The 23,013-nt window shown below is 62.4% G+C and carries 25 protein-coding genes and 1 pseudogene; 12 read left to right on the top strand and 14 right to left on the bottom strand.

The genetic code is table 11. The annotated features are described in order from the left end of the window. Positions 1 to 70: 70 nt before the first annotated feature. From MESS2_RS09390 to MESS2_RS09380, 3 genes are read right to left on the bottom strand one after another with little or no spacing between them, the layout of a single operon-like run. Positions 71 to 1,153 carry an ABC transporter substrate-binding protein gene (locus MESS2_RS09390; RefSeq protein ID WP_008873960.1) on the bottom strand — a complete coding sequence of 361 codons (1,083 nt, stop codon included), beginning with the start codon at positions 1,151 to 1,153 and terminating at the stop codon, positions 71 to 73. A gap of 30 nt (positions 1,154 to 1,183) precedes the next feature. After that, positions 1,184 to 1,894 carry a transcriptional regulator BetI gene (gene betI / locus MESS2_RS09385; RefSeq protein ID WP_008873959.1) on the bottom strand — a complete coding sequence of 237 codons (711 nt, stop codon included), beginning with the start codon at positions 1,892 to 1,894 and terminating at the stop codon, positions 1,184 to 1,186. 6 nt (positions 1,895 to 1,900) lie between these two features. Beyond that, entirely contained in the window at positions 1,901 to 2,695 is a 795-nt protein-coding gene (locus tag MESS2_RS09380; protein WP_008873958.1) for a class I SAM-dependent methyltransferase, read from the bottom strand. Between the two features lie 198 nt (positions 2,696 to 2,893). Between MESS2_RS09380 and MESS2_RS09375 the strand changes: the two genes are divergently transcribed. The 4 genes from MESS2_RS09375 to MESS2_RS09360 are packed head-to-tail and all read left to right on the top strand — an operon-like array spanning position 2,894 to position 7,608. Beyond that, positions 2,894 to 4,513: a phytoene desaturase family protein gene (locus MESS2_RS09375; protein ID WP_008873957.1), complete on the top strand. Its 1,620-nt coding sequence runs from the start codon at positions 2,894 to 2,896 to the stop codon at positions 4,511 to 4,513. Then, positions 4,500 to 6,065: a phytoene desaturase family protein gene (locus tag MESS2_RS09370; RefSeq protein ID WP_008873956.1), complete on the top strand. Its 1,566-nt coding sequence runs from the start codon at positions 4,500 to 4,502 to the stop codon at positions 6,063 to 6,065. Before MESS2_RS09375 ends, MESS2_RS09370 begins: the two co-directional genes overlap by 14 nt. Positions 6,066 to 6,109: 44 nt before the next feature. Continuing rightward, positions 6,110 to 7,345, top strand: coding sequence for an aminomethyl transferase family protein (locus tag MESS2_RS09365; protein WP_040592593.1), 1,236 nt, complete (start codon positions 6,110 to 6,112; stop codon positions 7,343 to 7,345). Between the two features lie 2 nt (positions 7,346 to 7,347). Beyond that, complete coding sequence (locus MESS2_RS09360) at positions 7,348 to 7,608, top strand: hypothetical protein (RefSeq protein WP_008873954.1); 261 nt, start codon at positions 7,348 to 7,350, stop codon at positions 7,606 to 7,608. A 14-nt stretch (positions 7,609 to 7,622) separates the two neighbouring features. Here the strand turns inward: MESS2_RS09360 and MESS2_RS09355 are convergent, their stop codons facing one another. The 4 genes from MESS2_RS09355 to MESS2_RS09340 all read right to left on the bottom strand — a co-directional run bounded on the left by MESS2_RS09355 (position 7,623) and on the right by MESS2_RS09340 (position 10,742). Further along, a complete protein-coding gene (locus MESS2_RS09355) occupies positions 7,623 to 8,681 on the bottom strand; it encodes a dipeptidase (RefSeq protein ID WP_008873953.1) in 1,059 nt (352 codons plus the stop codon). Positions 8,682 to 8,876: 195 nt separating this feature from the next. Further along, positions 8,877 to 9,176 (bottom strand): GNAT family N-acetyltransferase, encoded by a 300-nt coding sequence (locus tag MESS2_RS09350; RefSeq protein ID WP_008873952.1) that lies wholly within the window; start codon positions 9,174 to 9,176, stop codon positions 8,877 to 8,879. 3 nt (positions 9,177 to 9,179) lie between these two features. After that, on the bottom strand, positions 9,180 to 9,803 hold the full coding sequence (locus MESS2_RS09345; protein ID WP_008873951.1) for an alpha/beta hydrolase: 624 nt from the start codon (positions 9,801 to 9,803) through the stop codon (positions 9,180 to 9,182). A 6-nt stretch (positions 9,804 to 9,809) separates the two neighbouring features. Beyond that, on the bottom strand, positions 9,810 to 10,742 hold the full coding sequence (locus MESS2_RS09340; protein ID WP_008873950.1) for a VOC family protein: 933 nt from the start codon (positions 10,740 to 10,742) through the stop codon (positions 9,810 to 9,812). 224 nt (positions 10,743 to 10,966) lie between these two features. Here MESS2_RS09340 and MESS2_RS09335 point away from each other — a divergent pair, with 224 nt between their 5' ends. Further along, positions 10,967 to 12,535: an alkaline phosphatase family protein gene (locus tag MESS2_RS09335; protein WP_008873948.1), complete on the top strand. Its 1,569-nt coding sequence runs from the start codon at positions 10,967 to 10,969 to the stop codon at positions 12,533 to 12,535. A gap of 84 nt (positions 12,536 to 12,619) precedes the next feature. Here the strand turns inward: MESS2_RS09335 and MESS2_RS09330 are convergent, their stop codons facing one another. Next, positions 12,620 to 13,966 (bottom strand): PRC-barrel domain-containing protein, encoded by a 1,347-nt coding sequence (locus tag MESS2_RS09330; RefSeq protein WP_008873947.1) that lies wholly within the window; start codon positions 13,964 to 13,966, stop codon positions 12,620 to 12,622. 285 nt (positions 13,967 to 14,251) lie between these two features. On the opposite strand from MESS2_RS09330, the gene MESS2_RS09325 reads away from it, so the two are divergent. Next, positions 14,252 to 15,172, top strand: coding sequence for a diacylglycerol/lipid kinase family protein (locus MESS2_RS09325; protein ID WP_008873946.1), 921 nt, complete (start codon positions 14,252 to 14,254; stop codon positions 15,170 to 15,172). A 29-nt stretch (positions 15,173 to 15,201) separates the two neighbouring features. On the opposite strand, the gene MESS2_RS32690 is transcribed toward MESS2_RS09325, so the two are convergent. Then, complete coding sequence (locus MESS2_RS32690) at positions 15,202 to 15,378, bottom strand: hypothetical protein (protein ID WP_008873945.1); 177 nt, start codon at positions 15,376 to 15,378, stop codon at positions 15,202 to 15,204. Between the two features lie 138 nt (positions 15,379 to 15,516). Between MESS2_RS32690 and MESS2_RS09320 the strand changes: the two genes are divergently transcribed. Continuing rightward, the gene (locus tag MESS2_RS09320) at positions 15,517 to 17,049 is read left to right on the top strand and encodes a sensor histidine kinase (RefSeq protein WP_008873944.1); all 1,533 of its coding nucleotides are present in this window, start codon (positions 15,517 to 15,519) and stop codon (positions 17,047 to 17,049) included. A 1-nt stretch (position 17,050) separates the two neighbouring features. Here MESS2_RS09320 and MESS2_RS09315 read toward each other — a convergent pair whose 3' ends face one another. The 3 genes and pseudogenes from MESS2_RS09315 to MESS2_RS09305 all read right to left on the bottom strand — a co-directional run bounded on the left by MESS2_RS09315 (position 17,051) and on the right by MESS2_RS09305 (position 18,742). Next, positions 17,051 to 17,515: a hypothetical protein gene (locus MESS2_RS09315; protein WP_040592578.1), complete on the bottom strand. Its 465-nt coding sequence runs from the start codon at positions 17,513 to 17,515 to the stop codon at positions 17,051 to 17,053. Positions 17,516 to 17,522: 7 nt separating this feature from the next. Beyond that, positions 17,523 to 17,849, bottom strand: a complete 327-nt coding sequence (locus tag MESS2_RS09310; protein ID WP_008873942.1) for an ElaB/YgaM/YqjD family protein — start codon at positions 17,847 to 17,849, stop codon at positions 17,523 to 17,525. A gap of 131 nt (positions 17,850 to 17,980) precedes the next feature. Continuing rightward, positions 17,981 to 18,742, bottom strand: a pseudogene (locus MESS2_RS09305) (Crp/Fnr family transcriptional regulator). 215 nt (positions 18,743 to 18,957) lie between these two features. Between MESS2_RS09305 and MESS2_RS09300 the strand changes: the two are divergent. Beyond that, the gene (locus MESS2_RS09300) at positions 18,958 to 19,278 is read left to right on the top strand and encodes a response regulator (protein WP_051069072.1); all 321 of its coding nucleotides are present in this window, start codon (positions 18,958 to 18,960) and stop codon (positions 19,276 to 19,278) included. Positions 19,279 to 19,310: 32 nt separating this feature from the next. On the opposite strand, the gene MESS2_RS09295 is transcribed toward MESS2_RS09300, so the two are convergent. Beyond that, positions 19,311 to 19,862 (bottom strand): sigma-70 family RNA polymerase sigma factor, encoded by a 552-nt coding sequence (locus MESS2_RS09295; protein WP_008873939.1) that lies wholly within the window; start codon positions 19,860 to 19,862, stop codon positions 19,311 to 19,313. Positions 19,863 to 19,865: 3 nt separating this feature from the next. Further along, positions 19,866 to 20,057, bottom strand: a complete 192-nt coding sequence (locus MESS2_RS09290) for a NepR family anti-sigma factor (RefSeq protein ID WP_008873938.1) — start codon at positions 20,055 to 20,057, stop codon at positions 19,866 to 19,868. A 217-nt stretch (positions 20,058 to 20,274) separates the two neighbouring features. On the opposite strand from MESS2_RS09290, the gene MESS2_RS09285 reads away from it, so the two are divergent. From MESS2_RS09285 to MESS2_RS32685, 4 genes are all read left to right on the top strand, one after another. Continuing rightward, entirely contained in the window at positions 20,275 to 21,069 is a 795-nt protein-coding gene (locus MESS2_RS09285; protein ID WP_008873936.1) for a response regulator, read from the top strand. A gap of 234 nt (positions 21,070 to 21,303) precedes the next feature. Then, positions 21,304 to 21,468 carry a DUF1328 domain-containing protein gene (locus tag MESS2_RS30840; protein ID WP_040592574.1) on the top strand — a complete coding sequence of 55 codons (165 nt, stop codon included), beginning with the start codon at positions 21,304 to 21,306 and terminating at the stop codon, positions 21,466 to 21,468. 162 nt (positions 21,469 to 21,630) lie between these two features. Then, the gene (locus tag MESS2_RS09275) at positions 21,631 to 22,665 is read left to right on the top strand and encodes a sensor histidine kinase (protein WP_008873935.1); all 1,035 of its coding nucleotides are present in this window, start codon (positions 21,631 to 21,633) and stop codon (positions 22,663 to 22,665) included. A 161-nt stretch (positions 22,666 to 22,826) separates the two neighbouring features. Then, on the top strand, positions 22,827 to 23,006 hold the full coding sequence (locus MESS2_RS32685) for a hypothetical protein (protein ID WP_008873934.1): 180 nt from the start codon (positions 22,827 to 22,829) through the stop codon (positions 23,004 to 23,006). The last annotated feature ends 7 nt before the right edge of the window (positions 23,007 to 23,013 follow it).

The raw sequence follows: 23,013 nt of genomic DNA, 5'->3' as shown, positions 1-23,013 counted from the left end.
AGAATTCCCAGGCTTTGGCGAGCCCGTCCGCCCACCATATTGGCAGGCGGACGGGGCAGCCAAACAGAGCTCAATAGCCGGCTTTGATCTTCTCGAACTCGGCGATCATCTTGAGCTTGAGCTCGGAGGGAACCGGCGCCTGGAACAGCGTCTTGTCGACGAATTTCTGCACGTCGTCATAGCCCTTCTCCTTCAATACCGCCTGGTCGACACCTTCCATGCCCTTGGCGTTGGCCTGGCCGTAGCCCCAGTCCTTGACCAGCACCTTGGCGACTTCCGGATCGTTGACCGCGTTCAGGTAGTCATAGGCCTTGTCGGTATTCCCGGGCGCGTCCTTGAACAGCACATACCCGCAAACCCAGGTGGAAATGCCCTCGTCGGTGTCCTTCTTGGCTTGGATCGGCACGCCGGCGGCGACCGATTGCACTGTCGCATCATTCCATGCCCAGGCGAGATCGACCTCGCCGCCACTGAACAGCTGGACGATGTCAGTGGAGTCGGTCCAGTAGGAGCGAACGTTCTTGTGCACCTCGCGCAGGAAGTCGGACGCCTGCTTGAACTGGTCGTCCGTCATCTTGGTCCAGTCCTTGAGCCCGATGGCAAGGCTGGCCAGCGCATAGGCGTCGTCGACATTGTCGCCGATCGAAACCCTGCCCTTGAACTTGGGATCGGCGAAGGCCTTCAGCGACTGCACGTCCTTGGCGTCTATCTTGTCGGAATTGTAGGTGAGCTGCGTATTGCCCCAGTCCCAGGGCATGAACCATGCCTTGCCATCGGCCGTGGTGGCGAGATCCTTCATCGCCATGATGCCGGGATTGAGGTCTTTCCAGGCCGATATCTTCGAGGTGTCGAGCGGCTGAAGCAGCCCTGCCTCGCGCCATTTGACCACGCTCTGCGAGCAGGGATGGCCGAGATCGGCCTTGAAGCCGGAGCGGACTTTTTCGAACGCCTCGTCCTCATCGCCGAAGAAGGTGAAGGTCGGCGAATCGCCGTTCTTCTCGACATATTTTGGATGGAAGCTGGGGTCTTCGTAGCCGGACCAGTCGAAGACGATCAGGTCCTTGTCTGCGGCAACCGCAAGTGCGGCGGCCGAAGCCGCCAGCGCACCGGCCAGCGCCAATGTCAGTGTCAGGCGTCGGGTCATTGTCTTCATTGCTGTTCCATCCTCTTTTGGTTTTTTGCTTCAGGCCTTCTTGGGGCCGCTGGCCCACGGATAATGTTTCGGAAATGCCGCCGACAGGAATTCGTTCGCCGCCTGCAGCGCGGTCTCGCGGGTGACGTCCTCGGTGCCCATCATCAGCCGCAGCCACAGCCCCTCCAGCATGGCGCTCAGCGCCAGCGCCATCACTTGGGGCTCATAGGCATAACCGCCGCTCTCTTTGAGCGTCGCGCAAAGGTCGATGAAGATCTTCTGGTAGGCGGCGTCGCGCGCCCCGCACAGCGCCTGATAGGTCGGGCGCGACTTGGCCTCGCCCCAGAAGGCGCACCAGGCGGCCAGCTTGCGCTTGTTGCAGATCGAGCGATCGAAATCGGCAGCGACCAGCGCCCGCAACTGGCGGGCGGGATTGTCACCGGCCTTGGTGAGGGCCGCGCGCCAATGCGCGGCATATTCGTCGGCCATATATGCCAACGTGGCGACAAGCAGCTTTTCCTTGCTCTCGAAATGGAAATTGACGATGCCGCGCGACAGGCCGGCCCCGTCGGCGACATCGGCCATCGTCGTCTCCGAATAGCCGCGCTTGGCCAAAGAATCGATCGTCGCCTCGATCAGCTGAAGCTGCCTGACTTCCTTCGAGGCCTTGCGGCCGCGTTTTTCGGTCTCGTTTTTCCGCGCTGATTCAAGGGCGGCTTCAGTGGCCTCTGCTGTCTTCATGGGTGTGACGGTCTCCAGCATCGCCGGCTATCCAACCGGTTTTCGACCGCGAAGATGAGTGGGACGGTGCTCGCCGCTGTCAAGCACCTTCTGCATGGCTTCCCAGGTTCGTATGTTCTTGTCGACATAGGCCGCCCCGACCGCGGCCGCGACCGTCGGGTAGAGCGGACCCTTGAGGCGGGCGAGTTCCTCGCGCGCGACCTCGCGGTACCAGGGATTGCGGTCGCGCACGGTAACGTCGGCAAAGCCGGCGCGGCGCATCGCTTGCGCATAGCGCGCCGGCGACGCCATGGCGAAGGACAGGCCTTCCGCGGCGACATAGGCCTTCATTTCAGGCGATGGTTCGCCATCATGCGAGATCATCCAGTTTGAAGCGGCAAAGACACCGCCCGGCTTCAGCACGCGGAAGATCTCGGCGAACAGCCCATCCTTGTCGGGCACATGCAGCAGCGCGTCCTTGGAGAAGACGACATCGAAGGAAGCACCGGCGAAGGGCAATGGCCCCGGTGGCGCCTGGACGAAGCTCGCGCGACCGTCAAGCCCGCGCGCGGCCGCCCTTTGCCGGGCCGTTTCGATCACCGGACGCTCGACATCGAAACCGGTGGCGTGGGCAGCACCATGGCGCTCGACCAGATGCAGCGTGATGCCGCCGGAGCCGCAGCCTATATCGAGGACCGTCTTGCCCTCAAGCGACAGGCCCTCGACGACGCGGTCGACCTCAACCGGCCCACCCGGCGACAGATAACCATCGCCCCACAGCGCCTCGAGGAAGCGGATTGCGGTGCCGTCATATTCCGGCCCGGCGTCTGCCGTTTCGATCATCAGACCTCGGTCCCAACCTCGAAAACCCATTCCCGAATATCGGCAAAGCCTAGCGCATGTCGGAGAAAACGCAACATCATTTGTTGAACATTCATTCAGAATGACTGGACAAAATAGCAGCTGCCATGCCAAATTCCGTACATACGGGAGCGGATCACGCAAAAATGAAGAGCAGGTCGCCATGAAGGCTCGGCGCATATGAAGGCTTGGGATGCGATCGTCATCGGCGGCGGACACAATGGTCTGGTCAATGCCTGCTACCTGCAGCGCGCTGGCCTCGACGTGCTGGTGGTGGAGAAGAACGACTGGGTCGGCGGCGCCGCCACCAGCAGGGAATTGACGCCCGGTTTCCTCTATTCCAACTGCTCCTATGTCTGCTCGCTGTTTCGCCCCGAGATCATGCGCGACCTCGAATTGCCGCGCTTCGGCCTGCAGGTGATTTCCTACGAGGGCGGCGCGGTGTTCACCCGCGGCGGCGACTACCTCGCCAACTACCGTGATCACGATGCCCACCGGCGCGAATTCGCCCGCTTCTCCAGGCGCGACGCCGAAGCCTATTACCGCTATTCCCGCGACGTGACGCGGCAGTGCCGCTTCATCCAGCCGCTGCTGATGCGCACGGCGCCCGACCCGACAAGTTTCCGGCCACGCGACCTCGGCGAGCTTCTCTATCTCGGCAAAAAATTCGCCGGGCTGTCGGCCGAGGAAATGGCGCTGACGTTGCGCTTCTGGACGATGTCGATCTCGGACTTCCTCGACGAATATTTCGAGACCGACGTGATCAAGGCGAATTTCGCTTTGTCAGGCATCATCGGTACCGCGCTCGGGCCGATGTCGCCGGGCACGGCTTACGTGCTGCTGCACCACTATATGGGCGAGGTGGACGGCTCGGTCGGCGCCTGGGGCTATGCGCGCGGCGGCATGGGCGCCGTCACCAGGGCGCTCGCCGCCTCCTTCCAGGCCTCTGGCGGCACCATCCGCACCGGAGCCGAGGTCGACCAGGTTCTGGTCCAGCGCGGCAAGGCCAAAGGCATCGTCCTTGCCGATGGCGAGGAGATTTATGGCAAGCTCGTCGTTTCCAACGCCGACGTGAAACGCACCTTCCTCAAGCTGGTCGAGGAAAAGGAACTGCCCGACATCTTCCTGCGCCGGGTCAAGAACTTCAAGATCCGTGGCTCCTCCGGCAAGGTCAACATCGCGCTCGATTCACTGCCCGAATTCCCGGCGTTGCCGAAGGATTCGCCGGTCTATCGCGGCGACATGCATTTCACCGATTCGATGGAGCGCATGGAGCGCGCCTATGACGACTGGAAGACCGGGCGCTGGTCGGCGGACCCTTTCCTCGACATGGTGATCCCGACTACGCTCGACCCGACCATGGCGCCGCCGGGCAAGCACTTCATGAGCTGCTTCGTACAATACGCGCCGCCGAAGGTGAATGGCCGCGACTGGACCGATGCCGACCGCGACGGCTTCGCCGAAAGCGTGATCTCGCAGATTGCGGACTATTCGCCGGGCTTCCGCGACCGCATCGTCCACATGGAGGTGCGTACGCCGCGCGAGATCGAGGCCGAGGTTGGCCTCACCGAAGGCAATATCTTCCAGGGCGAACTGACCTTCGACCAGCTTTTGTTCAACCGCCCGGTGCCGGGCTACGCGCAATATCGTTCGCCGGTCGGCGGGCTCTACATCTGCGGCTCGTCCACCCATCCCGGCGGTGGCGTCATGGGCGCTCCCGGCCGCAATGCCGCGGCCGAAATCCTGCGCGACCTCGCCAAGCCAAATCAGCATATGAGCCCGGCCCATGACGTCATTTGATGCTGTTGTCATCGGCGGCGGCCACAACGGCCTCGTCGCCGCCGCCACGCTGGCGAAAGCCGGACGCAAGGTGCTGGTGCTGGAGGCCGCCGGCGACGTCGGCGGCGCGGCGCGCACCGAGGAATTCGCACCCGGCTTTCGCGTCTCCTCAGTCGCCCACCTGCTGAACCGTCTGCATCCCGAGGTGATTAAGACGCTGGAGTTGGAGAAGCATGGGCTGCAATTCGCGCGCGGCGACTTCGTGCCGTCGGTGGCACTGTCGAAAAACGGCCCGCCGCTTGTGCTGCATGGCGCCTATGGCGAGGTGCTGACCGGCGCCAACCCGTCTGAGCAATCCGACTGGAAGGAGTTGCGCGCTCAGTTGCTGCGCTATGCCGGCATATTGAAGCCGTTTCTCTCCCGCCGCCCGCCCGATCTCGGTGGCATGTCGATGCTCGATACGGCGGCACTCGGCCAGACCGCGTTGGCATTAAAGAAACTCGGCAAGGAAGACATGCGCGATTTCCTGCGCGTGCTGTTGATGAACGTCGCCGACCTGCTCGACGAGCAACTTGCCGACGACCGCCTGAAGGGCCTGCTCGCCTTCGACGCCACGCTGGGCAGCCATCTCGGCCCGCGTTCGCCGACCTCGCTGCTCGGCCTCTATTACCGGCTGGCAGGCGAAACCGCTGGTGTTGCCGGCGCGCAAATATTGCCGAAAGGCGGTATGGGCGCGGTCATCGCCGCCATCGGCACAGCGGCGGAAAAGGCCGGCGCGACGATCCGTGTGGGGACGCCAGTGGCAAGGATCATCGTCGAGAAGAACCGCGCCGTCGGCATTGCGCTCGACAATGGTGAGGAAATTCGCGCCAGGACGATTGTCTCGGCCATCAATCCGGCAACCACGTTTCTCGACCTTGTCGGGCCGCGCGAGATCGATACCGGCTTCGTGCGCAAGGTGAAAAATATCCGCATGAAGGGCGATGCCGCGAAGCTTCATCTGGCGCTCGACCGGCAGCCTGAATTCACCGGCGTCGATGCCGCCGGCCACAAGGGCCGGTTGGTCATCGCGCCTTCGCCCGATCATGTCGAGCGCGCCTTCAATCCATCGAAATACGGCGCGTTCTCACCTGAACCGGTGATGGAGATCACGCTGCCCAGCCTCGCCGATCCGTCGCTCGCCCCAACAGGTGCCAGTGTGCTGTCGGCCGTGGTGCAGTATGCGCCCTATGCGCTGAAAGAAGGTTGGGGCGCGGGCAAGCCGAAATTCCTCGAAGCAATCATGGCCCAGCTCGAGACTTATGCACCTGGGATCGGCAAGACCGTGCTCCATGCCGAACTTTTGACGCCGGCCGACATCGAGACGCGCTACCGGATGTCGGGGGGCCACTGGCATCACGGCGAATTACAGGCCGATCAGATGCTGATGTCGCGGCCCGTCTCCGGCTGGTCGGGCTACGAAACGCCGGTCGAAGGACTGTTCCTCGCCGGCGCCGGCTCGCATCCTGGCGGCGGCGTCTCCGGCGCGCCCGGGGTGAATGCCGCAAGACGCATTATTGGGATGAAGGGCTAGTTATGAACACCCAATCGACCAAGGCTGCGCGAGGGAACGCCGTCATGAACCGCCAACTCAAGATCAAACCATCGACAGCCCGCACCACAGCGCAATCTCATTTCCGCACGCTGCGGCTCGGCACGCCTTTCCAGCCGCGCATCGAGGCGCTGGCCCGCACCAATGACTGGTACAATTGGGCCGGTTACCGCGCCCCGCACTCGCTGTGGGATGAGGAGCTCGAATATTTCGCCATTCGCAGCCAGGCCGCTTTGTTCGACGTCTCGCCGATGACGAAATACCGCATTGAGGGAAAGGACGCCGAGGCCTTCCTCAACCGCGTCACGCTGCGCGACGTGACCAAACTGAAAGCAGGCCGCGTCCACTATACCGCCTGGTGCGACGACGAGGGGTTCGTCCTCGACGACGGCACGCTGTTCCGTTTGTCGCCAACGCGGTTCCGGCTGTGCTCGCAGGAGCGACATTTGCCCTGGCTGCTCGACAGCGCCATTGGGTTTGACGTCACCGTCGAAGAAGAAACCGAGGCCGTCGCTGGTCTGGCGTTGCAGGGTCCGACTTCCTTTGCCGTGCTGCGCGATGCCGGCTTTTCCGGCGTCGAACGGTTGAAGATTTTCGACCTCGCCGACTTTCCGCATGATGGAAGCACGGTCACTATCTCGCGCACCGGTTTCACCGGTGACCTCGGCTACGAATTGTTCGTGCCGGCCGCGCAGGCACTTAGCCTCTGGGATCGACTGATGGCGGCGGGCGAACCGCGCGGCATCCGCGCCATCGGCTACACAGCCCTCAACCGCGCCCGGCTCGAAGCCGGGTTGATCGTTGCCAATGCCGATTTCGTCACTTCTGAGCACGCTATCCGCGCCGACCGCTTACGCATGCCGGACGAGATCGGGCTCGGCTTCATGATCGATCTGGAAAAGGGCCATTTAAACGGCCGCCGCGCCATCCTGGAAGCCCGGGCGAAGCGGAAACTGCGGCATGTTCTGGTCGGGCTGGAGATCGAAGGCAACATCCCGGCCGAACACGCCATCGTCTATCATCGCAAAAGCCAGGAGGTCGGGCTGGTCAGCGCCGCCATGTGGTCGCCGATGGCGAAGCGCAACATCGCCATCGCCTCGCTGGCGCGGCCGTTCGGCGATACGATGGTCGACGACCTCTGGGTCGAGATCTACGCCCTGCGCGAATTGCAGTACCAGAAGCTGATGAAGCGGGCCAAATTGGTGCCGCGGCCCTTCATCAAGCTCGATCGCCGCACCGCCAACCCGCCGGCGGATTTCTGATCGTGACGGACGAGGCAGACAAGCACGACGTCGATGGGGAAGCCGCCGAACAGTGGCAACTGGTCAACACGCCGCTCGGTGAAAAATGGTCGGGCCGCACGCGCTATGCCGCGGCGATGTTCTTCTACAAGCGCGGCGAGATGAGCACCGAGACGCTCGAAGCCTACCGCGTCTGCGCGCGGCTGGACTCCACCGACCCGCTGCCCATCATCCGCGATCGCGGCGTCGGCCAGGACTGGCTGACGCGGATGGGCTACAAATAACGACGCGGGCGAATTTACCCGATCGTTCTCTCAAGCATATTGAACCAATTGCGATAGGCGATCTTCTCGATCAGCGCGCGTCCGAAGCCTCGCGCGGCGAACGCATCGATAAGCTTCGGCAATCCGGTGACATCGCCGATCGGGGCCGGTATCATGGCGCCATCGAAATCCGAACCCAGGCCGACGCCGTCCTCGCCCAGCGCCTGCAGCAGCGAATCGACATGGCGCACCATGATGTCGAGGCTGGTGTCGGCATTCATCCTGCCGTCCTCGCGCAGGAAGCCGGTAGCGAAGTTCAACCCGACCATGCCGCCCGACTCGCGGATCGCGCCGAGCTGCCATTCGGTCAGGTTGCGTGAGTGGCCGCAGATCGCGTGGACATTGGAATGGGTCGCGACCAGCGGCGCGTCGCTGATTTCGGCGACGTCGCGAAAGCCCTTTTCGTTGAGGTGGGAAAGGTCGATCATGATCTTGAGCTTGTTGCAGGCCTTGACCAGCGCCTTGCCGGCATCGGTCAGTCCGGGCCCGGTGTCGGGCGACGAGGGAAAGCGGAACGGCACGCCGTGGCCGAAGGCGTTCGGGCGGCTCCAGACGATGCCGAGCGAGCGCAGGCCGGCGGCGTGCAGCACGTCCAGCATGGTCAATTCGGTGTCGATCGCCTCGACCCCCTCGATGTGGAACACGGCCGCGATCGACCCCTGCGCCATCGCATGTCGCACGTCGCCGGCACTCCGGCAGACGGTCAGCGCCGAAGCGCGTTCCAGCCTGAGCAGGATGGAGGCCATGGCAATGGTGGAAGCAAGCGCATCGGCGTGGGGAACCTCGGGCGGCAGAGGTTCGGTGTCGCTCGGTGCCGGCGGAACCGCGCTGCGCCTGGATTTTTCGATCGGCGGCGGGAAGATCGCGAACATGCCGCCGGCAAATCCACCCTTTTTCGCGCGCGGCAGGTCGATATGGCCACCTTGCGTTCCCTCGATGAAGAGCTTTTCGACATCCGCATCTTTCGACTGGTAGAGCCTGAGCAGCGTGTCGTTGTGGCCGTCGAAGACGGGAACGAGGTCGGTTTCGGTCATCAAGGGTTCATTCGATTGGTTGGTCGGCAGGCCCGGTCAGCGGCTATATCTACTTAGGCAAGACGGGCGGTCTGCGCAAATGCCACGGCGATAATGCTTTTGTGACTACACGCCTCGAATGGCAAAAGGGCACACGATGAGGCCGTACGCCCTTCTCCCGGTAATCCAGGCGTCATTCACACCAAGCGTCGCCGCCTACTGCTTCAGCACATCTGCCCATTCAAGGTGGCGCCGGAACTGGGCGTTGGCGAACGGACAGAGCGGGATGATCTTCTTGCCCGCCGCGCGCGCGTCCTCGACGGCGCGGATGACGAGACGGAGCCCCGCGCCCTGCCCTCGAAACGCATCCGGCACCTCGGTATGGTCGATGATGATCTGATGCTCGCCGATCCTGGTGAAGGTCATCTCCGCCTCGGCGCCACCAGGCCCACGCAGGAGATAGCGGCCCTTGGAGCCGCGGTCCTCCAGTTCGATCTCCGGCAATTGGTCAGGCATCGCTTACGCTCCTTCAGCCAGTGCGACAGCGAGGAACCGCCGTGCTGCTTCGATCTCGTTCGACTGCACCTCGTGGCCGCCGTCGTGCCATTCCACTGTGACATCGGCGCCATCGGCACGCAAATAGGCTTCGAGCCGCGAGGTCAGGTTCGGCGGGCAGATCGGGTCGCGCCGGCCTGCTGTGACCAGCATGCGGCGGCCGGCAAGGCTGCCCTTCACCTCGGGCTCGAACGGGATCAGCGGATGCATCAGCACAGCGGCATCGAACAGGCCTGGAGCCGCGAACACCATCGAGGCCAGTATGTTGGCGCCATTGGAGTACCCCAAGCCAAGCACTGCCGATGGCTTCACCGCCTCGATATGCGCCTTGACGAAACCGGCCATCTTGTCCGTCGCCCTCGCCAGGTCGTCCATGTCATAGACGCCCTCGCCGGTGCGGCGAAAGAAGCGCGCCGCACCTTGTTCCGACACATCGCCGCGCGGCGAGACGATGGTCGCTTGCGGCGCAAGATCGCGCCCGAGAGACAGAAGCTGGCTCTCGTTAGCCCCGGTGCCGTGGAAGACGAAGAGCAGCGGACCGCCCGGTGAACCGGGCGTCACCTTATGGATGTAGGAATCCTTATTCATGGGTTCTCAGTCTTCCAGTTTCTGCAGGTGCTGTTCGAGATAGGGCCTGAGATGCTGGTGCTGCGACGGCAGCTTCAGCGCCTCGCCGAGATGGGCGGTGTCTTCATCGCGGTCGAAGCCCGGTTCGTTGGTGGCGACTTCGAACAGCACCCCACCCGGCGTGCGGAAATAGATCGCCCAGAAATAGTCGCGATCGATCACCGGCGTCACCTGGTAGCCAGTGTCCATCAGCGCCTTGCGCACATCGAGCTGCTTGGCGCGGTTCTCGACGGCGAAAGCGACATGGTGGACCGAGCCGGCGCCGAGACTGGCAAAGCCCGCACCCGGCAGCGTTTCGATGTCGACGATGTCGGCGCCATTGCCTTTCTTCACCGCCAGCCGCCTGACATTGCCTGCCTTGTCGACCTCCTCAAAGCCCATGAATTTCAGGAGCTCTTCGGTGGCACCGCCATCTCTCAGCCTGAGCGACACCGAATGAAAACCGCGGATCGCCTCATCAGAGGGTACACCGCCCTTCGCCCATGGCGCGCGCTTATCGGCCTTGTCCTCGACCAGCCCGAAACCGTCGCCGTCGGGACCGGCGAAGGCAAGACGCTTCTCGCCAAAAATCTCGTCGCGCGACAGGTCGGTGACGCCCTCGTCGGCAAGACGCTTTTCCCAATAGCCGAGTGTGCCCTCGGGCACCGAATAGACCGTGGTGCCGACCTCGCCGACACCGTGGCGACCTCTGCCGATGTTGGGAAACGGGAAATAGGTCATCACCGAACCGGGCGTGCCGACCTCATCGGCATAATAGAGGTGATAGACGTCGGGCGCATCGAAATTGACGGTCTTCTTGACCCGGCGCAGGCCGAGCTTTTTCGTGAAGAATTCGTTGTTCTGGCGCGCATCCCTGGCCATTGAAGTGACGTGATGCAGTCCCTTGATCTGGTCGAGCATTTCTTGCTCCTTCCCTTGTTCCTGTGCGGCCCATGCCGCTGTTCCTCGCCAATATGAGGATCCGCTCATCAGTGGCAAAGGCGGTAAACACAGAATGGACTGTGCATTTAAAATGAACATTACAAAGATTTTTGTTCACCATTTTGCAAAAGGGCGAGGATTGCATCCCCATCGAAATTCGGCTCCATGAGCGGCAACGTGGACCGTGTGAGGAGGATACAGGATTGACCAAAAAAGGCACACGCCCGAACATTCTCCTGATCAGTTGCGACCAGTGGCGCGGCGACTGCCTGTCGGCTGCGGGCCACAAGGTGGTGAGGACGCCGAATGCCGACGCGCTGGCCGCCGAGGGCGTGCTGTTTCGCCGGCACTATGGCGGGGCCGCACCCTGTTCGCCAGCCCGTGCTTGCCTCTACACTGGCCTCTATCAGATGAACAACCGAGTTTGCCGCAACGGCACGCCGCTCGACGCCCGTCACGGCAACATCGCGCTGTCCTCGCGCGGCCTCGGCTATGATCCGACCCTGTTCGGCTACACCGACGTGGCGCTCGATCCGCGCACCCTGGCGCCGGGCGACCCAGCGCTGAGGAGCTATGAAGGCGTGCTGCCCGGCTTCACCGTGCGCCAGTTTTTGCCTGAGCACCAGAAGCCATGGCTGTCCTGGCTCAAATTACGCGGCGTCGATGCCAGCGCCGGCTCTCCCGACATCCATCGACCGGCGGGTGAAGCGGACAGCACCAGCAGGGTCGTCACCAGCGCGCCGCCAGTCTATTCGAAGGACGAGACGCCAACGGCCTTCCTGACCGGTGAATTCCTCCGCTGGCTCGGCGAGCAGGGGGGCGATGCGCCGTGGTTCGCGCATCTCTCCTTCATCAGCCCGCACCCGCCCTTCATCGTGCCGGAGCCCTACAACACGATGTACGATCCCGCCGACGGTCCTGCTTTCCGCCGTGCTGGGAGTTGGCAGGTCGAGGCAGAAAGCCACCCCTATCTCGCTTACGATATGGGCCGACAGCAGCGCATCAATTTCCGCCCCGGCGCCAAGGGCAAGGTGTGCGACTGGGGCGACGACAATTTTCGTCGGATCCGCGCGCTCTATTACGGCATGATCTCGGAAGTCGACGCGCAGCTTGGCCGCATCTGGCGAGCGGTCAAGGCGGCGGATGCATGGAACGACACCATCATCGTGCTGACCTCAGACCATGCCGAGATGATGGGCGACCACTTCATGTTGGGTAAGGGCGGCTTCTTCGACGGCAGTTACAACATTCCGCTGATCGTCCGCGACCCGCGTCGTGGCAAGGCCGCCGGCACCAGCGTCGATCGCTTCACCGAGGCTGTGGACATACTGCCGACGCTGCTCGACCTGCTCGATCAAGACCCGCCGCCGCATCTCGACGGACGCTCGCTAAAACCATTCCTCGACAATGAGGCGCCTCGAGACTGGCGCGATGGCGCGCATTGGGAGTTTGATTTCCGCTCGATTGCCGAAGGCGAGGCCGAACGCCATTTCGGCATCGCATCACGCCAGTGCAACCTCGCCGTCATCCGCACCGAAAGATTCAAGTATGTGCATTTCGGCGGCGGCCTGCCGCCGCTTTTGTTCGACCTGGAGAGCGACGCGGGCGAGTTGAACAACCTTGCCGCCAATCCTGCTTACCTGTCCATTCGGCTGGAATTAGCCGAAAAGCTCCTCGCCTGGCGGGCCGAGCATCTCGACCAGTCGCTTGCGCTGGCGGAGCTGACGGAGGATGGCGTTGCCGGCTATGTAAGTAGGGGAGTATTGCAATAGGGCAGTAGGGCAGTATGTTACGGGCCGCACCACCGCGGCACCCGTTATTCGCCTACTGCCCTACTGCCATACTCCCTTACTGCCCTACCGGACGATCATCCGCTGCTGATCGCGCTTTTCGGCATAGCTGCTCTTGTCAAAGGCAGTTTGAGCCTGAAGCTGTTCCTTGGTGAAGGTCGTGTAGAGGTATTTCTTGCCGTCCTTGTCGGTCATGAATTTGAGGTTGTCCATGCCGACCGCCACCTGCTTCTCACCGATGCCGAGGAAGCCGCCGACATCGACGATCACCGCATCGGGCTTGCTGTCGGGCGCCAGCACGACATCGCCGATCTCGCCAACCCTGGCGTCATTGGCGCCATAGACGGTGGTGCCTTTGAGGTCGTCGCCGCGAATTTCGCCGACCGGCACCTCGGTCAGCGTCGACTTGTCGATCGCCGCGGTTTCAGTGGGATCGGTCGCCTTCGCATCAGGTGCTGCCGCAGCCGGAGCCTCGGCCGTCTTGTCCATAGGGGCTGGAGCAGCGGTATCGGCCGGAGCGGTGGCCGTCGGGGCCGGCGCTATAGCGTCGTTCGATGCTGTGGTCGCCGGGGCCGGATCATAGGCCTTGCGGTCGAAGTCCGGCTGCGCCGTCAACTCTTCCTTGGTGGTTTGGGCCACCAGCCAACGGTCGCCGTTCTTCTCCGCCCATGCAGCCTTGTCGAAAGGATAAGCGACGCTCTTTTCGCCCATGCCAAGGAACCCGCCGACGCCGATGACAAGCGACTCGGCCTTGCCCTCCTTGGTAAGCACGATATCGTTGACGTCGCCAATGTTTTGAGCATCATCGCCAGTCCCGTTGTAAACGCTTTCGCCGATGATGTTGGTGGCGAGATTGCCCTCGGCGCGCTTCGGCGGTTCAGCCGGTGCTGCATTCATGTCCACGGGTGCCTGCGGTCCGCCTTGCGCGGTGTTATCGGAGGCCGATGGCGCCCCCGGCGCTGCGGCGTCGGTTGAGGCCGCGGGGGTTGGATCGTAAGGCTTGCGGTCAAATTCCGGCTGAGCCGTCAACTCTTCCTTTGTCGTCTGGGCGACCAGCCAGCGGTCGCCATTCCTTTCGACCCATTGCAGCTTGCCATAATCAAAAGCGATGTTCTTGGCGCCGATACCGAGGAAGCCGCCAACCCCTATGACAGCGGATTTCGCCTGGCCGGTTTCGTCAAATACGACATCACTGACCATGCCGATATTCTGGGCATCATCACCCGTGCCATTGTAAACCGATTCGCCAATGATGTTGGTGGCAAGGCTACCCTCGGCGCGCTGCACGACCGGGGCGGCTTCCTGGGTGGTGGTGGGCGCCTGTGCCGGCGCAGGCGTAGTTGCCGACTGGGCATAAGCGCCCGTGGCAATCAGCGTGGCGAGTGCCGTCGTGGCAAAAAGAGTGCGAACCATGACCATCTCTCCTCATGCGTGATTTCGTGCACGCCGCGCCCACTTGGAACGCTGCCGGGGAGGGACGCGGCATCTCTACATGTTCACAACGTTGTGAGCACGCTGTTGTTCCGAAAAAACGGCGTCGTGGAGAATGCGTTGAACCAGACCTAGACACGCGTCAGGCCGGTAGAATTCGTTCCTGGATTTTCGTCAGGGCTTGCGGAACCTTTTTTCATCCACCCCGTTGCAGCCTTTGGCTGGTTTGGCGGGCTGCCCGGCACAGCCACCTGAACGGAGTAGGGCATGCGATTTGCAGCGGTGCTGAACCGGGACGGCGGCACGTTGCGCACGACCGATCTTTCCGCCTTTTCGGACCAGATGCGCCGGACGCTGGAGGCCGCTGGTCATTCCGTCGGTATCGACATCGTTGCCGGCAAGGACATCGTCGCGACACTGGATAGCGTCGCTTCCAAACGCGGCGTCGACATCGTGCTGGCCGGTGGTGGCGACGGCACCATTTCGGCTGCGGCAGCGCGGTTGATGGGCCGGAAGAAAGCACTTGCCATACTGCCCGCCGGCACCATGAACCTGTTTGCGCGCGGACTCGGGATCCCGCAGACGCTTGACGCAGCCGTGAAATCCTTCGCCGACGGCGAGGTGATCGCGGTCGATGTGGCAACCGCCAACGGCAAGCCATTCGTGCATCAGTTCTCGATCGGCCTGCACGCCAGAATGGTGCAGCTGCGCCAGAACATGGAATTCGGATCTCGGTTGGGAAAGATGCAGGCCTCCGCACGGGCCGCCTGGGCGACGATCAAGAATCCGTCGGCAATGAAAGTGACGCTGGCCATCGGCGAGGCCGAGATTGTGACGCGCACCACCGGCATCGGCGTCACCAACAATCTGTTTGGTGAGGGCCACCTGCCCTATGCCGACAATCCCGCCGGCGGCGTGCTCGGCATCTACGTCACGGTGGCGCAGCAGCGCGGCGAACTGGTCAGGTTCCTCTTCGACATCGCGCGCGGCAGATGGCGCGCCAGCCAGCATGTCGAAATCCACCAGGCCGACAGGGTCATTCTGAAAATCCACTCTGCGGCCAGAAAATTCCGCGCCGTCATGGATGGCGAATTGGTCGGGCTTGATCGCGAAACGACGATCGAAATCCATCCCGGCGCCCTGAACGTTCTGATTCCGGCGCGCTCTGCCCAAGCGAAGGCGGCGTGATGCGGCCCGGCACGGTCAATTGGCAGGATTCAGCCTTTGGGAAGCTCACCCTGTTCGGCTGTAGGCGTCTTGTCGATCATCTCGCCATAGATTTCGGCGATACCCCAAGCGATGAACGCCAGAAGCAGCGCGGCGATCAAGATACGCAAGCCATGACGACCCCAGCGCCCTTGACGAGCTTTGTCTTCAGGAATGATCTTGGCCATGTTTGGCCTCCCGGTGGGTTGGCGCCGCCGTCTGGCAAGGCATGGTCGGGTAACGATTCCCTGCTACGAAAGTTCCTGAGACCACGGCGCATGGCGGCGTGGCGGCAATGACTGCGAGCCGGGGAATTTGGGGGCTTGGTGGATAAGCAAGTCCAGAAAATACCGGCACTGCCGGCCAGCGTCCTCCGCGCCGTCGAGGATGCTGACCGGCTTGCCGTGCTGCATGGCCTCGACGTGCTCGACACAGCCGCTGACCCTGACTTCGACCGGATCAGCGAGCTTGCCGCCGCGATGATGCAAGCGCCTGTCGCGCTGGTCACGCTGCTCGATGCCGAGCGGCAATGGTTCAAGTCCTGTGTTGGGCTGAATGAGACGGAGACAGGGACCGACATTTCCTTCAGCGCCCATGCCATCGCAGCGGGCGACGAACCATTGGTGGTGACCGATGCAGCCGTCGATCCCCGCTTCTCAACCAATCCGCTGGTCACCGGCGCGCACCATGTCCGCTTCTATGCCGGCGCCCCGATGGTGGTGGCTGGCGCTCGGATCGGCACGCTCTGTGTGCTCGATCGCAAGCCGCATGCATTTCCATCTCCTGCCAGGCTCGGGCAACTGAAAGCGCTGGCCGGCCTTGCCGCCAGCCTGTTCACGCTGAAGGACGCCACCCGCAGCGCTGCCATCGCCGAGGCCGCGCTCGCGCGTGAGGAAAAGCGCCGCGCCATTGCCCTTGACGCTGCCTCGCTCGCCAGCTGGGCCTGGGATATCCGCACCGACATCATCGAATGCGATGTCCTCCTGTCCGAGCTGTTCAATCTGCCGCGCTCGAACCGGCTGAAGGCGCGCGTCATCCTGACCGCCATCGACCCGCGCGACGTCTACCAGACGGAGACGCGCTTTCGCGACGCGCTGACCGGCAGCGACGACTATTTTGGCGAATACCGCGTCAAGGGCTTCGATCCGCCGCGATGGATCGCCACGCGCGGCCGTGTCATAGAGCGCGATGGCGACGGCAAGCCGACGCTGATCTTTGGTGTCAACTACGACATCACCGAACGCAAGCTCGGCGACGAGCGCCAACGGCTCCTGCTGCGCGAGCTGAACCATCGCGTCAAGAACACGCTGGCGACGGTGCAGGCGCTGGCAACGCAGACCGTTCGCCACGCCCGCCACCCGAGCGAATTCCTCCAGGCTTTCGGCGCCAGGCTGCAGGCGCTGGGCGCCGCCCATAACCTCCTGTCCGACCGCGAATGGCGTGGCATCGGCATTCGCGAACTCGTGCAGATCGAGGTGAAGCCGTTCGACAGCATCCAGCAGCCGCGCATGACGATCTCAGGCCCCGATCTCCTGCTTACACCTGACCAGGCGGTTGGGCTTGGCCTGATCCTGCACGAACTGGCCAGCAATGCGTTGCAATATGGATCGCTGTCGGCGCCTTCGGGCAAGGTCGATCTCGATTGGAAGACCCTGGGCAAGAGAGAGGCGCGGCGCCTTGTGCTGACCTGGCGCGAGAGCGGCGGCCCTGAGGTCGTCACGCCTGAACGCCACGGCTTCGGCTCGATCCTGATCCGCCGCAGCCTGGCCAAGGTCATCTCCAGCGAAGTGATCCACGAATACCGGCCCGAAGGCGTGTTCGCTGAAATATCGATGCCGCTGGAGGATCTGTCGAAGTGAATTATTTCGTGTCACCGGCATCCGGATCGTCGGGACCGGGTTTCACGTTCTCGCGATAGATGGCGTAGGCGGCGAGCGCAATCGCCGGGCCGAGAACGGTACCCAGGCCGCATTTCCCCTTGAGCAGCGTTGGCAACACGGCGAGCGCGGCCGCAATGCCGATCGCCCTCATGTCGGCCTTGCGCCGCTCGGTCCGTCGCCGGGCGCGTGAGCCGGCCGATACTTTATAGACAAGCAGGATGAACCCCGCGATCACCAGGAAGCCGATCCCGAATCCGAAAGCGGCCGCCATCGACCCAAAGCGGCCCGCAGCCCAGATGTAGGCTGCTCCGACGAGGAAACCGAGGCCGCAAAAGGCGGCAAGTCCCGCCAACGCGTAAACGACGGCAGCCGTGCGCGCGCGGCGCACGGCGGCGGCGGTTTCCCCTGAAGCCAAACCCGAGATCAGGGTTGCCAGCATTCCCACGGTCGAATTAGCGCCGTGCAAGAAGCGCGAAGAGGAAGCCGACGCCGGCCGCGATCGCCAGCGACGTCACCGGCTTTTCGCGCACGCTCGCCACCATCTGCGCCTCGATGTCCTTGGCATTGCTGCTGAGGCTCTTGAAGGCTGCTTCGCCTTGGGCGCGCAATTGCTCGACTCCTTCGGTCGCAGCCCGCCGGGCCGTCCCGTAGCCATGTTCGCCGGTCTTGGCCAATTGCTTGGTGAGTTTTTCGATATCGGCTTTCAATTGCCTGATGTCGGCTTCGAGATCCGAATTCGCCCGGCTTTCGTTCGCGGTCTTTCCTGCGGCAGTCGCCATTGCTTAACTCCTTGCGTTTGCTTGGTTTCAAACGCCTGATGCACGTCAAGGTTCCGAAATCGGCACAGGGCCTATGAAAGGGCGTTTCCGCACCCGAGTCCAGCCCGGCAAGAACATCCTGGCCTGGGTGTTCAGATTAGCGGCCGGCGATGCTCTCCCAACGCTTCCCAACGGGCGAAGTCCTTCAGTCTTTCACCGTCAACCACCTCGCAACCGCCGTCGCGCCAGACGATCAGCTTGCGGTCCATCAGCTTGCGGATCGTCTTGTTGGTATGGACCAGCGACAGGCCGAGTGTGTCGGCGATGTGCTGCTGGGCGATCGGGATCTGCAGTGGCGTCTTGCCATTCAGTCCGACCGCTCTGGCGCGGCTGGAGATGAAGGCGATCAGATAGGCGGCGCGTTCGAGCGCGGTGCGGCGACCGATGCTGAGCAGGTTCTCGTCCAGCATGCGCTCCTCCCGCGACGCGATCCAGGTGATGTCGTAGGCGAGCCCCGGATGGTTGCGTTAGAGCTCGTGCAGACGTTCGCGCTCGAAGACGCAGAGCAGCATCGGCGACAGTGCCTCGACGGAATGCTGCATCTTGCCCATCAGGCTGCCTTGCAAGCCGATAAGATCGCCCGGTATGGAATAGTTCAGGATCTGGCGGCGGCCGTCCGACAGCAATTTGTAGCGGAAAGCCCAGCCGGAAAGCACCGTGTAGAGATGGGCGCTGTGGCTGCCCTCGACCAGGACAGTGGCGCCCTTGTCGACGGCGAGCTCGCCTTTCTTGAACGTGCTGACGAAGACGAGTTCCTGCTTCTCGAACTCGCGAAAGGCTGGCAATGGCCGAAGCGGGCACTTCTCGCATGGATATTGTCGACTGGAAAAGGAACGACCGTTCTGGCCAGGCATTTCGACCCCTCTTCGAAAACCCTCTTCGAAAGGGCGCAGTGCAAACGCCTTGCGGGGATCGAGGTTCCTCCACCGACGATCAGCATGTCTTTTTTAAATGACAGGATGCCAAATAGCGCTCATGACTCCTCCCGCTTTGAAGGAGACATTGCTACGTGCCCCCACTGCTAGACGGATTGCGGATCCTCGTCCTGGAAGATGAATTTCTGATCGCCATGGATGTCGAGCAGCTTTGCCGCGACTATGGCGCCGGCGACGTGGTTATTGCCCGCGATCTGGCCGAGATCGATCGAAAGGACGTTGCCTCACGGTTCGACGCGGCCATCGTCGATCTCTTGCTGGGCGGCGCCTCGACGCTCGATTTCGCCTCGGGATTGCGCAAATCGGGTGTGCCCTTCGTCTTTGCCTCGGGCTATTCGGACGCGGACGAAATCAAGGCGTCCTTCCCGGATGTCAGATTGGTCACGAAGCCCTATTCGGGGGACGATCTCATCAGCGCGGTGGCGGCGGCATGTGGCCGCGGACCTCTTGTTTGAAACGCTCGCCGATCCGCTATCGGGGCCATGTTTCAAGCGGCGTTCGAGCCAGTCACCTGCGCCGAGATCGCGTCCGGGCCGAACTCGTCTTCACCGGAAATTTTAAGTATCTCCTGCAGCCGCGCCCTGGCGCGGCTGACGCGGCTCTTGATCGTTCCGACCGCGCAGCCGCAGATCTCGGCGGCTTCCTCGTAGGAAAAGCCCGACGCGCCGATCAGGATAATGGCCTCGCGCTGGTCTTCCGGCAATTGCTCGAGCGCGCCGCGAAAATCCTTGAGGTCGAGCTGGCCATGCTGGGCCGGATGAACGGCAAGCCGGGCCGTCATGATGCCGTCGCTGTCCTGCACTTCGCGGCCGCGCTTGCGCATTTGCGAATAGAATTCATTGCGCAGGATGGTGAACAGCCATGCCTTGAGATTGGTGCCGGGCTGGAAGCTCTCATGCTTGTCCCAGGCCTTGACCAGCGTTTCCTGCACCAGATCGTCGGCCTTGTCCGCATTTTGCGTCAGCGACACGGCAAAGGCCCGCAGGCTCGGGATGGAGCCGAGCAGATCGGTCTTGAAGCCTTGGGAGACGGCCGCCATGCCTCAGTCCTTCTTCTGTGCGGGTTCGGCCTGTTCCAATTGGCTCAGCAATTGGGCAAAGCGATCCGGCACATGGTCGGAGACCAGCTCGTCATAATATTGTTTGAGTTTGCGGCCGATTTCCGAGTTCGGCCCGAGCAGGTCGCCGGAAGCAGCCCGGCGCCTGTCGGCGCCAGCCGTAATATTCTTCGTCATGTCCTTGGTTCGCCCTTCATTCCCAGCATCCGAGCCGCACAATATTCAACACAAGCGGCATCCTTGTCTGGTTGCCCATCCCGACTTCAAACGCCTTCCGCTTATATTAGTTCCGCAACCGTCGGAACTTTTTCGGAAAATCGGCGTTTGTGTTTTCGGGGCTTGCAATCGGCTTGACCTGCAATCTAAGCAATCGCGTCAGAGGGAGACGTCCGCCATGAGCCTGTCAGCAACCATCGCTCCGCACCTGCCGTTCCTGCGCCGCTTCTCGCGGGCCGTTTCCGGATCGCAGGAGAGTGGCGACGCGCTGGTCGCCGCGATGCTTGAAGCCATCATCGCCGACATCGACGTCTTTCCCAAGGCATCCACCGAACGCATCGCGCTCTACAAGGTCTTCGCCAGGCTGTTCACCTCGGTCGCCATCCGCGTTCCGCAGGAACATGCGCAGTCGGCGTGGGAACAGCGCGCCGCAGCCAATCTGAATGCGATCGCGCCCCGTCCCCGCCAGGCCTTCCTGCTGGTCGCCGTTGAAGGCTTCAGCGAGGATGAGGCGGCGGAGATCCTCGACGCCGACGAGCAGGAATTCTCCGAGCTTCTCGCCCAGGCGAGCAACGAGATTTCCCGCCAGGTGGCGACCGACGTTCTGATCATCGAGGACGAGCCTCTGATCGCCATGGACATCGAGGAAATGGTCGAAAGCCTCGGCCATCGCGTCGTCGGAACGGCGCGCACCCATACCGAGGCCGTGACGATGTTCGGCAAGACGCGGCCAAGGATGGTGCTCGCCGACATCCAGCTTGCCGACGGCAGCTCGGGCATCGAGGCGGTGAACGAGATCCTGTCGTCCACGTCGGTCCCGGTGATCTTCATTACCGCCTTCCCCGAGCGCCTCCTCACGGGCGAGCGGCCGGAACCGACCTTCCTTGTCACCAAGCCGTTCAATCCGGATATGGTCAAAGCCTTGATCAGCCAGGCGCTGTTCTTCGACCGGCATGCAAAAGCCGCTGCCTAACGCTTGAAAAGACTCAAAGCGCGTTGACTGAACCTTTCAGTTCGACGCGCTTTAGGATTTGGGCAGGCCCCGCATCTCGTCATTTTCCGGACGCTCGGTTGGGCTGAGCAGGCTATCTCCTTGCGATGAAAATTCAGATCGCAAAGCCCCTTTAATGGATCGTCTTTTTCGGGAATTGGTGGAACAAACGTCAGCGAACCACGTTTTTCGCATATCAGTCGAAGGAGATAAACCATGCTTTACTGGGCGCTCGTATTTCTCGTCGTGGCGATTATCGCCGGTGCGCTTGGTTTCGGCGGCATCGCCGGCACGTCTGCCGGTATAGCGCAGATACTGTTTTTCATCTTTCTCGCTTTCCTGATCATTTCGCTTGTCGCCGGTCTGTTCAAACGGGCGTGAGGCGCAATGGTCGCCTGGGCGAACACTGGAGACCGCACCCCTCAAACGGTTTCCAGCCACCGCCGGACGGAGTTCCCAACGGAGCGCCGTCCGGCGGACCGTTTTAGGGAACCCATTTGTCGGTGAGCCGTTCAGCGTCAAACCGGGTGGGCGACGTGAACCATGCATTCCAAAGCCGGAGACATGAAAGTCAGCGGACAAAGTGACGAGATCATCGCTTTGCATCCCGCTGAGAGCGGAATGCAGCTTGGCCGCGCCCTTCTTCATGCGCTTCACAACGCCGGCATTTCGGTTCTCTACCAGGATCGCGAGATGAAAACCGTATGGGCGCGCAACATGCGTGCGCCATGGGCCGTCGATACGGCCGACAGCAACGGCATCTTGCCACCGGCACAGGCGGAACGCATAGGCGCGGCCAAACGCGGCGTTATCGCATCCGGCAATCCGGAACATCTCGAGCTCAGCGTCCCCGCCGACGATGGCGTCCGCTGGTTCCAGGTGTGGGTAGACGCCGATCACGGCGACGGCAATGCCGTGATCGGCGTCGTCACCACCATGGTCGAAACGACCGAGCAGAAGCGCCGCGAGCAGACCCTGAAGACGCTGCTGCGCGAGGTCAGCCACCGCTCGAAGAACCTTTTGGCCATCATCCAGAGCATCGCCACCCAGACCGGCCGTTACTCGGACACGCTCCCTGATTTCCTGACACGCTTTCGCGGCAGGTTGCAGTCGCTTGCCTCATCCCAGGACCTGGTGACGTCGTCCAACTGGCGCGGAGCCGCACTGCGCGAACTCGTGTCCGGCCAGGTCAGCCGCTACGGGGCCGATCCGCTGCGCAGCCTGCGTTTTCGGGGCGCGAATCCATACCTCAACCCCAATGCGGCGCTGCATATCGGCTTGGCCATGCATGAACTCGCCGTCAATTCGGTCAGCTATGGCGCTCTGTCGCGAGCCGACGGCTTCGTCGAGGTGACCGCGGATATGACAGCCTCCCACGCCGACGAGACCGCCCTGTCGCTGACATGGGCCGAGGCCATCGGAGCCAGCGAAATCAGGCGCAGCAAGAAGCGGTTCGGCAGTGTCGCGCTCGAACGCGTCGTGCCTTCATCGCTGAACGGCACGGCGACGCTTGAAATCGCGGACGGCCGCCTCGAATACCGCCTTGTCGTTCCCCACGGCAATTTCGAGACGGATTGATCAAATAGATGATGACTGTCTTGGAAAGGTCGCGGAGGATGGCAGCCGAAAGTTAACCGGCTGTTCACCATGAAGTCCGATGCTATTGGTCCCAGATACAGCTGGAAACTTGCCGATCCACCCGACGTTTTGGCAGCCGTTCGCAGCGCAGTATGGTAGGAATGATCTTGACGGTTTCAGATATGAACAGGCTGGAGCAGGCCGCCCGTGTCTCGATGGGAGGATTTCAGGATCTCGACGTACCAGCCTCACCCCATACGTCCCGTCATCCTTCGCTTCGCTTCGCAATTGTCGTATTGATCGCGGCCATCGTGCTGATAGCGGCATTGCAGTTGACCTGACCTCGGA

The sequence above is a fragment of the Mesorhizobium metallidurans STM 2683 genome, assembly GCF_000350085.1.
GTDB lineage: Bacteria > Pseudomonadota > Alphaproteobacteria > Rhizobiales > Rhizobiaceae > Mesorhizobium > Mesorhizobium metallidurans.
The sequence above is the reverse complement of the archived record's forward strand: the minus strand, read 5'-3'. Positions and strand labels throughout refer to the sequence as shown.

Excerpts from the sequence above, each read along its gene's own strand:
- MESS2_RS32685 (WP_008873934.1), top strand. The coding sequence starts at position 22,827 with ATGATCTTGACGGTTTCAGATATGAACAGGCTGGAGCAGGCCGCCCGT.
- MESS2_RS30840 (WP_040592574.1), top strand. The coding sequence starts at position 21,304 with ATGCTTTACTGGGCGCTCGTATTTCTCGTCGTGGCGATTATCGCCGGT.
- MESS2_RS09365 (WP_040592593.1), top strand. The coding sequence starts at position 6,110 with ATGAACCGCCAACTCAAGATCAAACCATCGACAGCCCGCACCACAGCG.
- betI (WP_008873959.1), bottom strand. The coding sequence starts at position 1,894 with ATGCTGGAGACCGTCACACCCATGAAGACAGCAGAGGCCACTGAAGCC.
- MESS2_RS09310 (WP_008873942.1), bottom strand. The coding sequence starts at position 17,849 with ATGGCGACTGCCGCAGGAAAGACCGCGAACGAAAGCCGGGCGAATTCG.
- MESS2_RS09380 (WP_008873958.1), bottom strand. The coding sequence starts at position 2,695 with ATGATCGAAACGGCAGACGCCGGGCCGGAATATGACGGCACCGCAATC.
- MESS2_RS09350 (WP_008873952.1), bottom strand. The coding sequence starts at position 9,176 with ATGCCTGACCAATTGCCGGAGATCGAACTGGAGGACCGCGGCTCCAAG.
- MESS2_RS09340 (WP_008873950.1), bottom strand. The coding sequence starts at position 10,742 with ATGCTCGACCAGATCAAGGGACTGCATCACGTCACTTCAATGGCCAGG.
- MESS2_RS09275 (WP_008873935.1), top strand. The coding sequence starts at position 21,631 with ATGCATTCCAAAGCCGGAGACATGAAAGTCAGCGGACAAAGTGACGAG.
- MESS2_RS09355 (WP_008873953.1), bottom strand. The coding sequence starts at position 8,681 with ATGACCGAAACCGACCTCGTTCCCGTCTTCGACGGCCACAACGACACG.
- MESS2_RS32690 (WP_008873945.1), bottom strand. The coding sequence starts at position 15,378 with ATGGCCAAGATCATTCCTGAAGACAAAGCTCGTCAAGGGCGCTGGGGT.
- MESS2_RS09285 (WP_008873936.1), top strand. The coding sequence starts at position 20,275 with ATGAGCCTGTCAGCAACCATCGCTCCGCACCTGCCGTTCCTGCGCCGC.
- MESS2_RS09370 (WP_008873956.1), top strand. The coding sequence starts at position 4,500 with ATGACGTCATTTGATGCTGTTGTCATCGGCGGCGGCCACAACGGCCTC.
- MESS2_RS09300 (WP_051069072.1), top strand. The coding sequence starts at position 18,958 with ATGGATGTCGAGCAGCTTTGCCGCGACTATGGCGCCGGCGACGTGGTT.
- MESS2_RS09295 (WP_008873939.1), bottom strand. The coding sequence starts at position 19,862 with ATGGCGGCCGTCTCCCAAGGCTTCAAGACCGATCTGCTCGGCTCCATC.
- MESS2_RS09325 (WP_008873946.1), top strand. The coding sequence starts at position 14,252 with ATGCGATTTGCAGCGGTGCTGAACCGGGACGGCGGCACGTTGCGCACG.
- MESS2_RS09290 (WP_008873938.1), bottom strand. The coding sequence starts at position 20,057 with ATGACGAAGAATATTACGGCTGGCGCCGACAGGCGCCGGGCTGCTTCC.
- MESS2_RS09330 (WP_008873947.1), bottom strand. The coding sequence starts at position 13,966 with ATGGTTCGCACTCTTTTTGCCACGACGGCACTCGCCACGCTGATTGCC.
- MESS2_RS09390 (WP_008873960.1), bottom strand. The coding sequence starts at position 1,153 with ATGAAGACAATGACCCGACGCCTGACACTGACATTGGCGCTGGCCGGT.
- MESS2_RS09345 (WP_008873951.1), bottom strand. The coding sequence starts at position 9,803 with ATGAATAAGGATTCCTACATCCATAAGGTGACGCCCGGTTCACCGGGC.
- MESS2_RS09375 (WP_008873957.1), top strand. The coding sequence starts at position 2,894 with ATGAAGGCTTGGGATGCGATCGTCATCGGCGGCGGACACAATGGTCTG.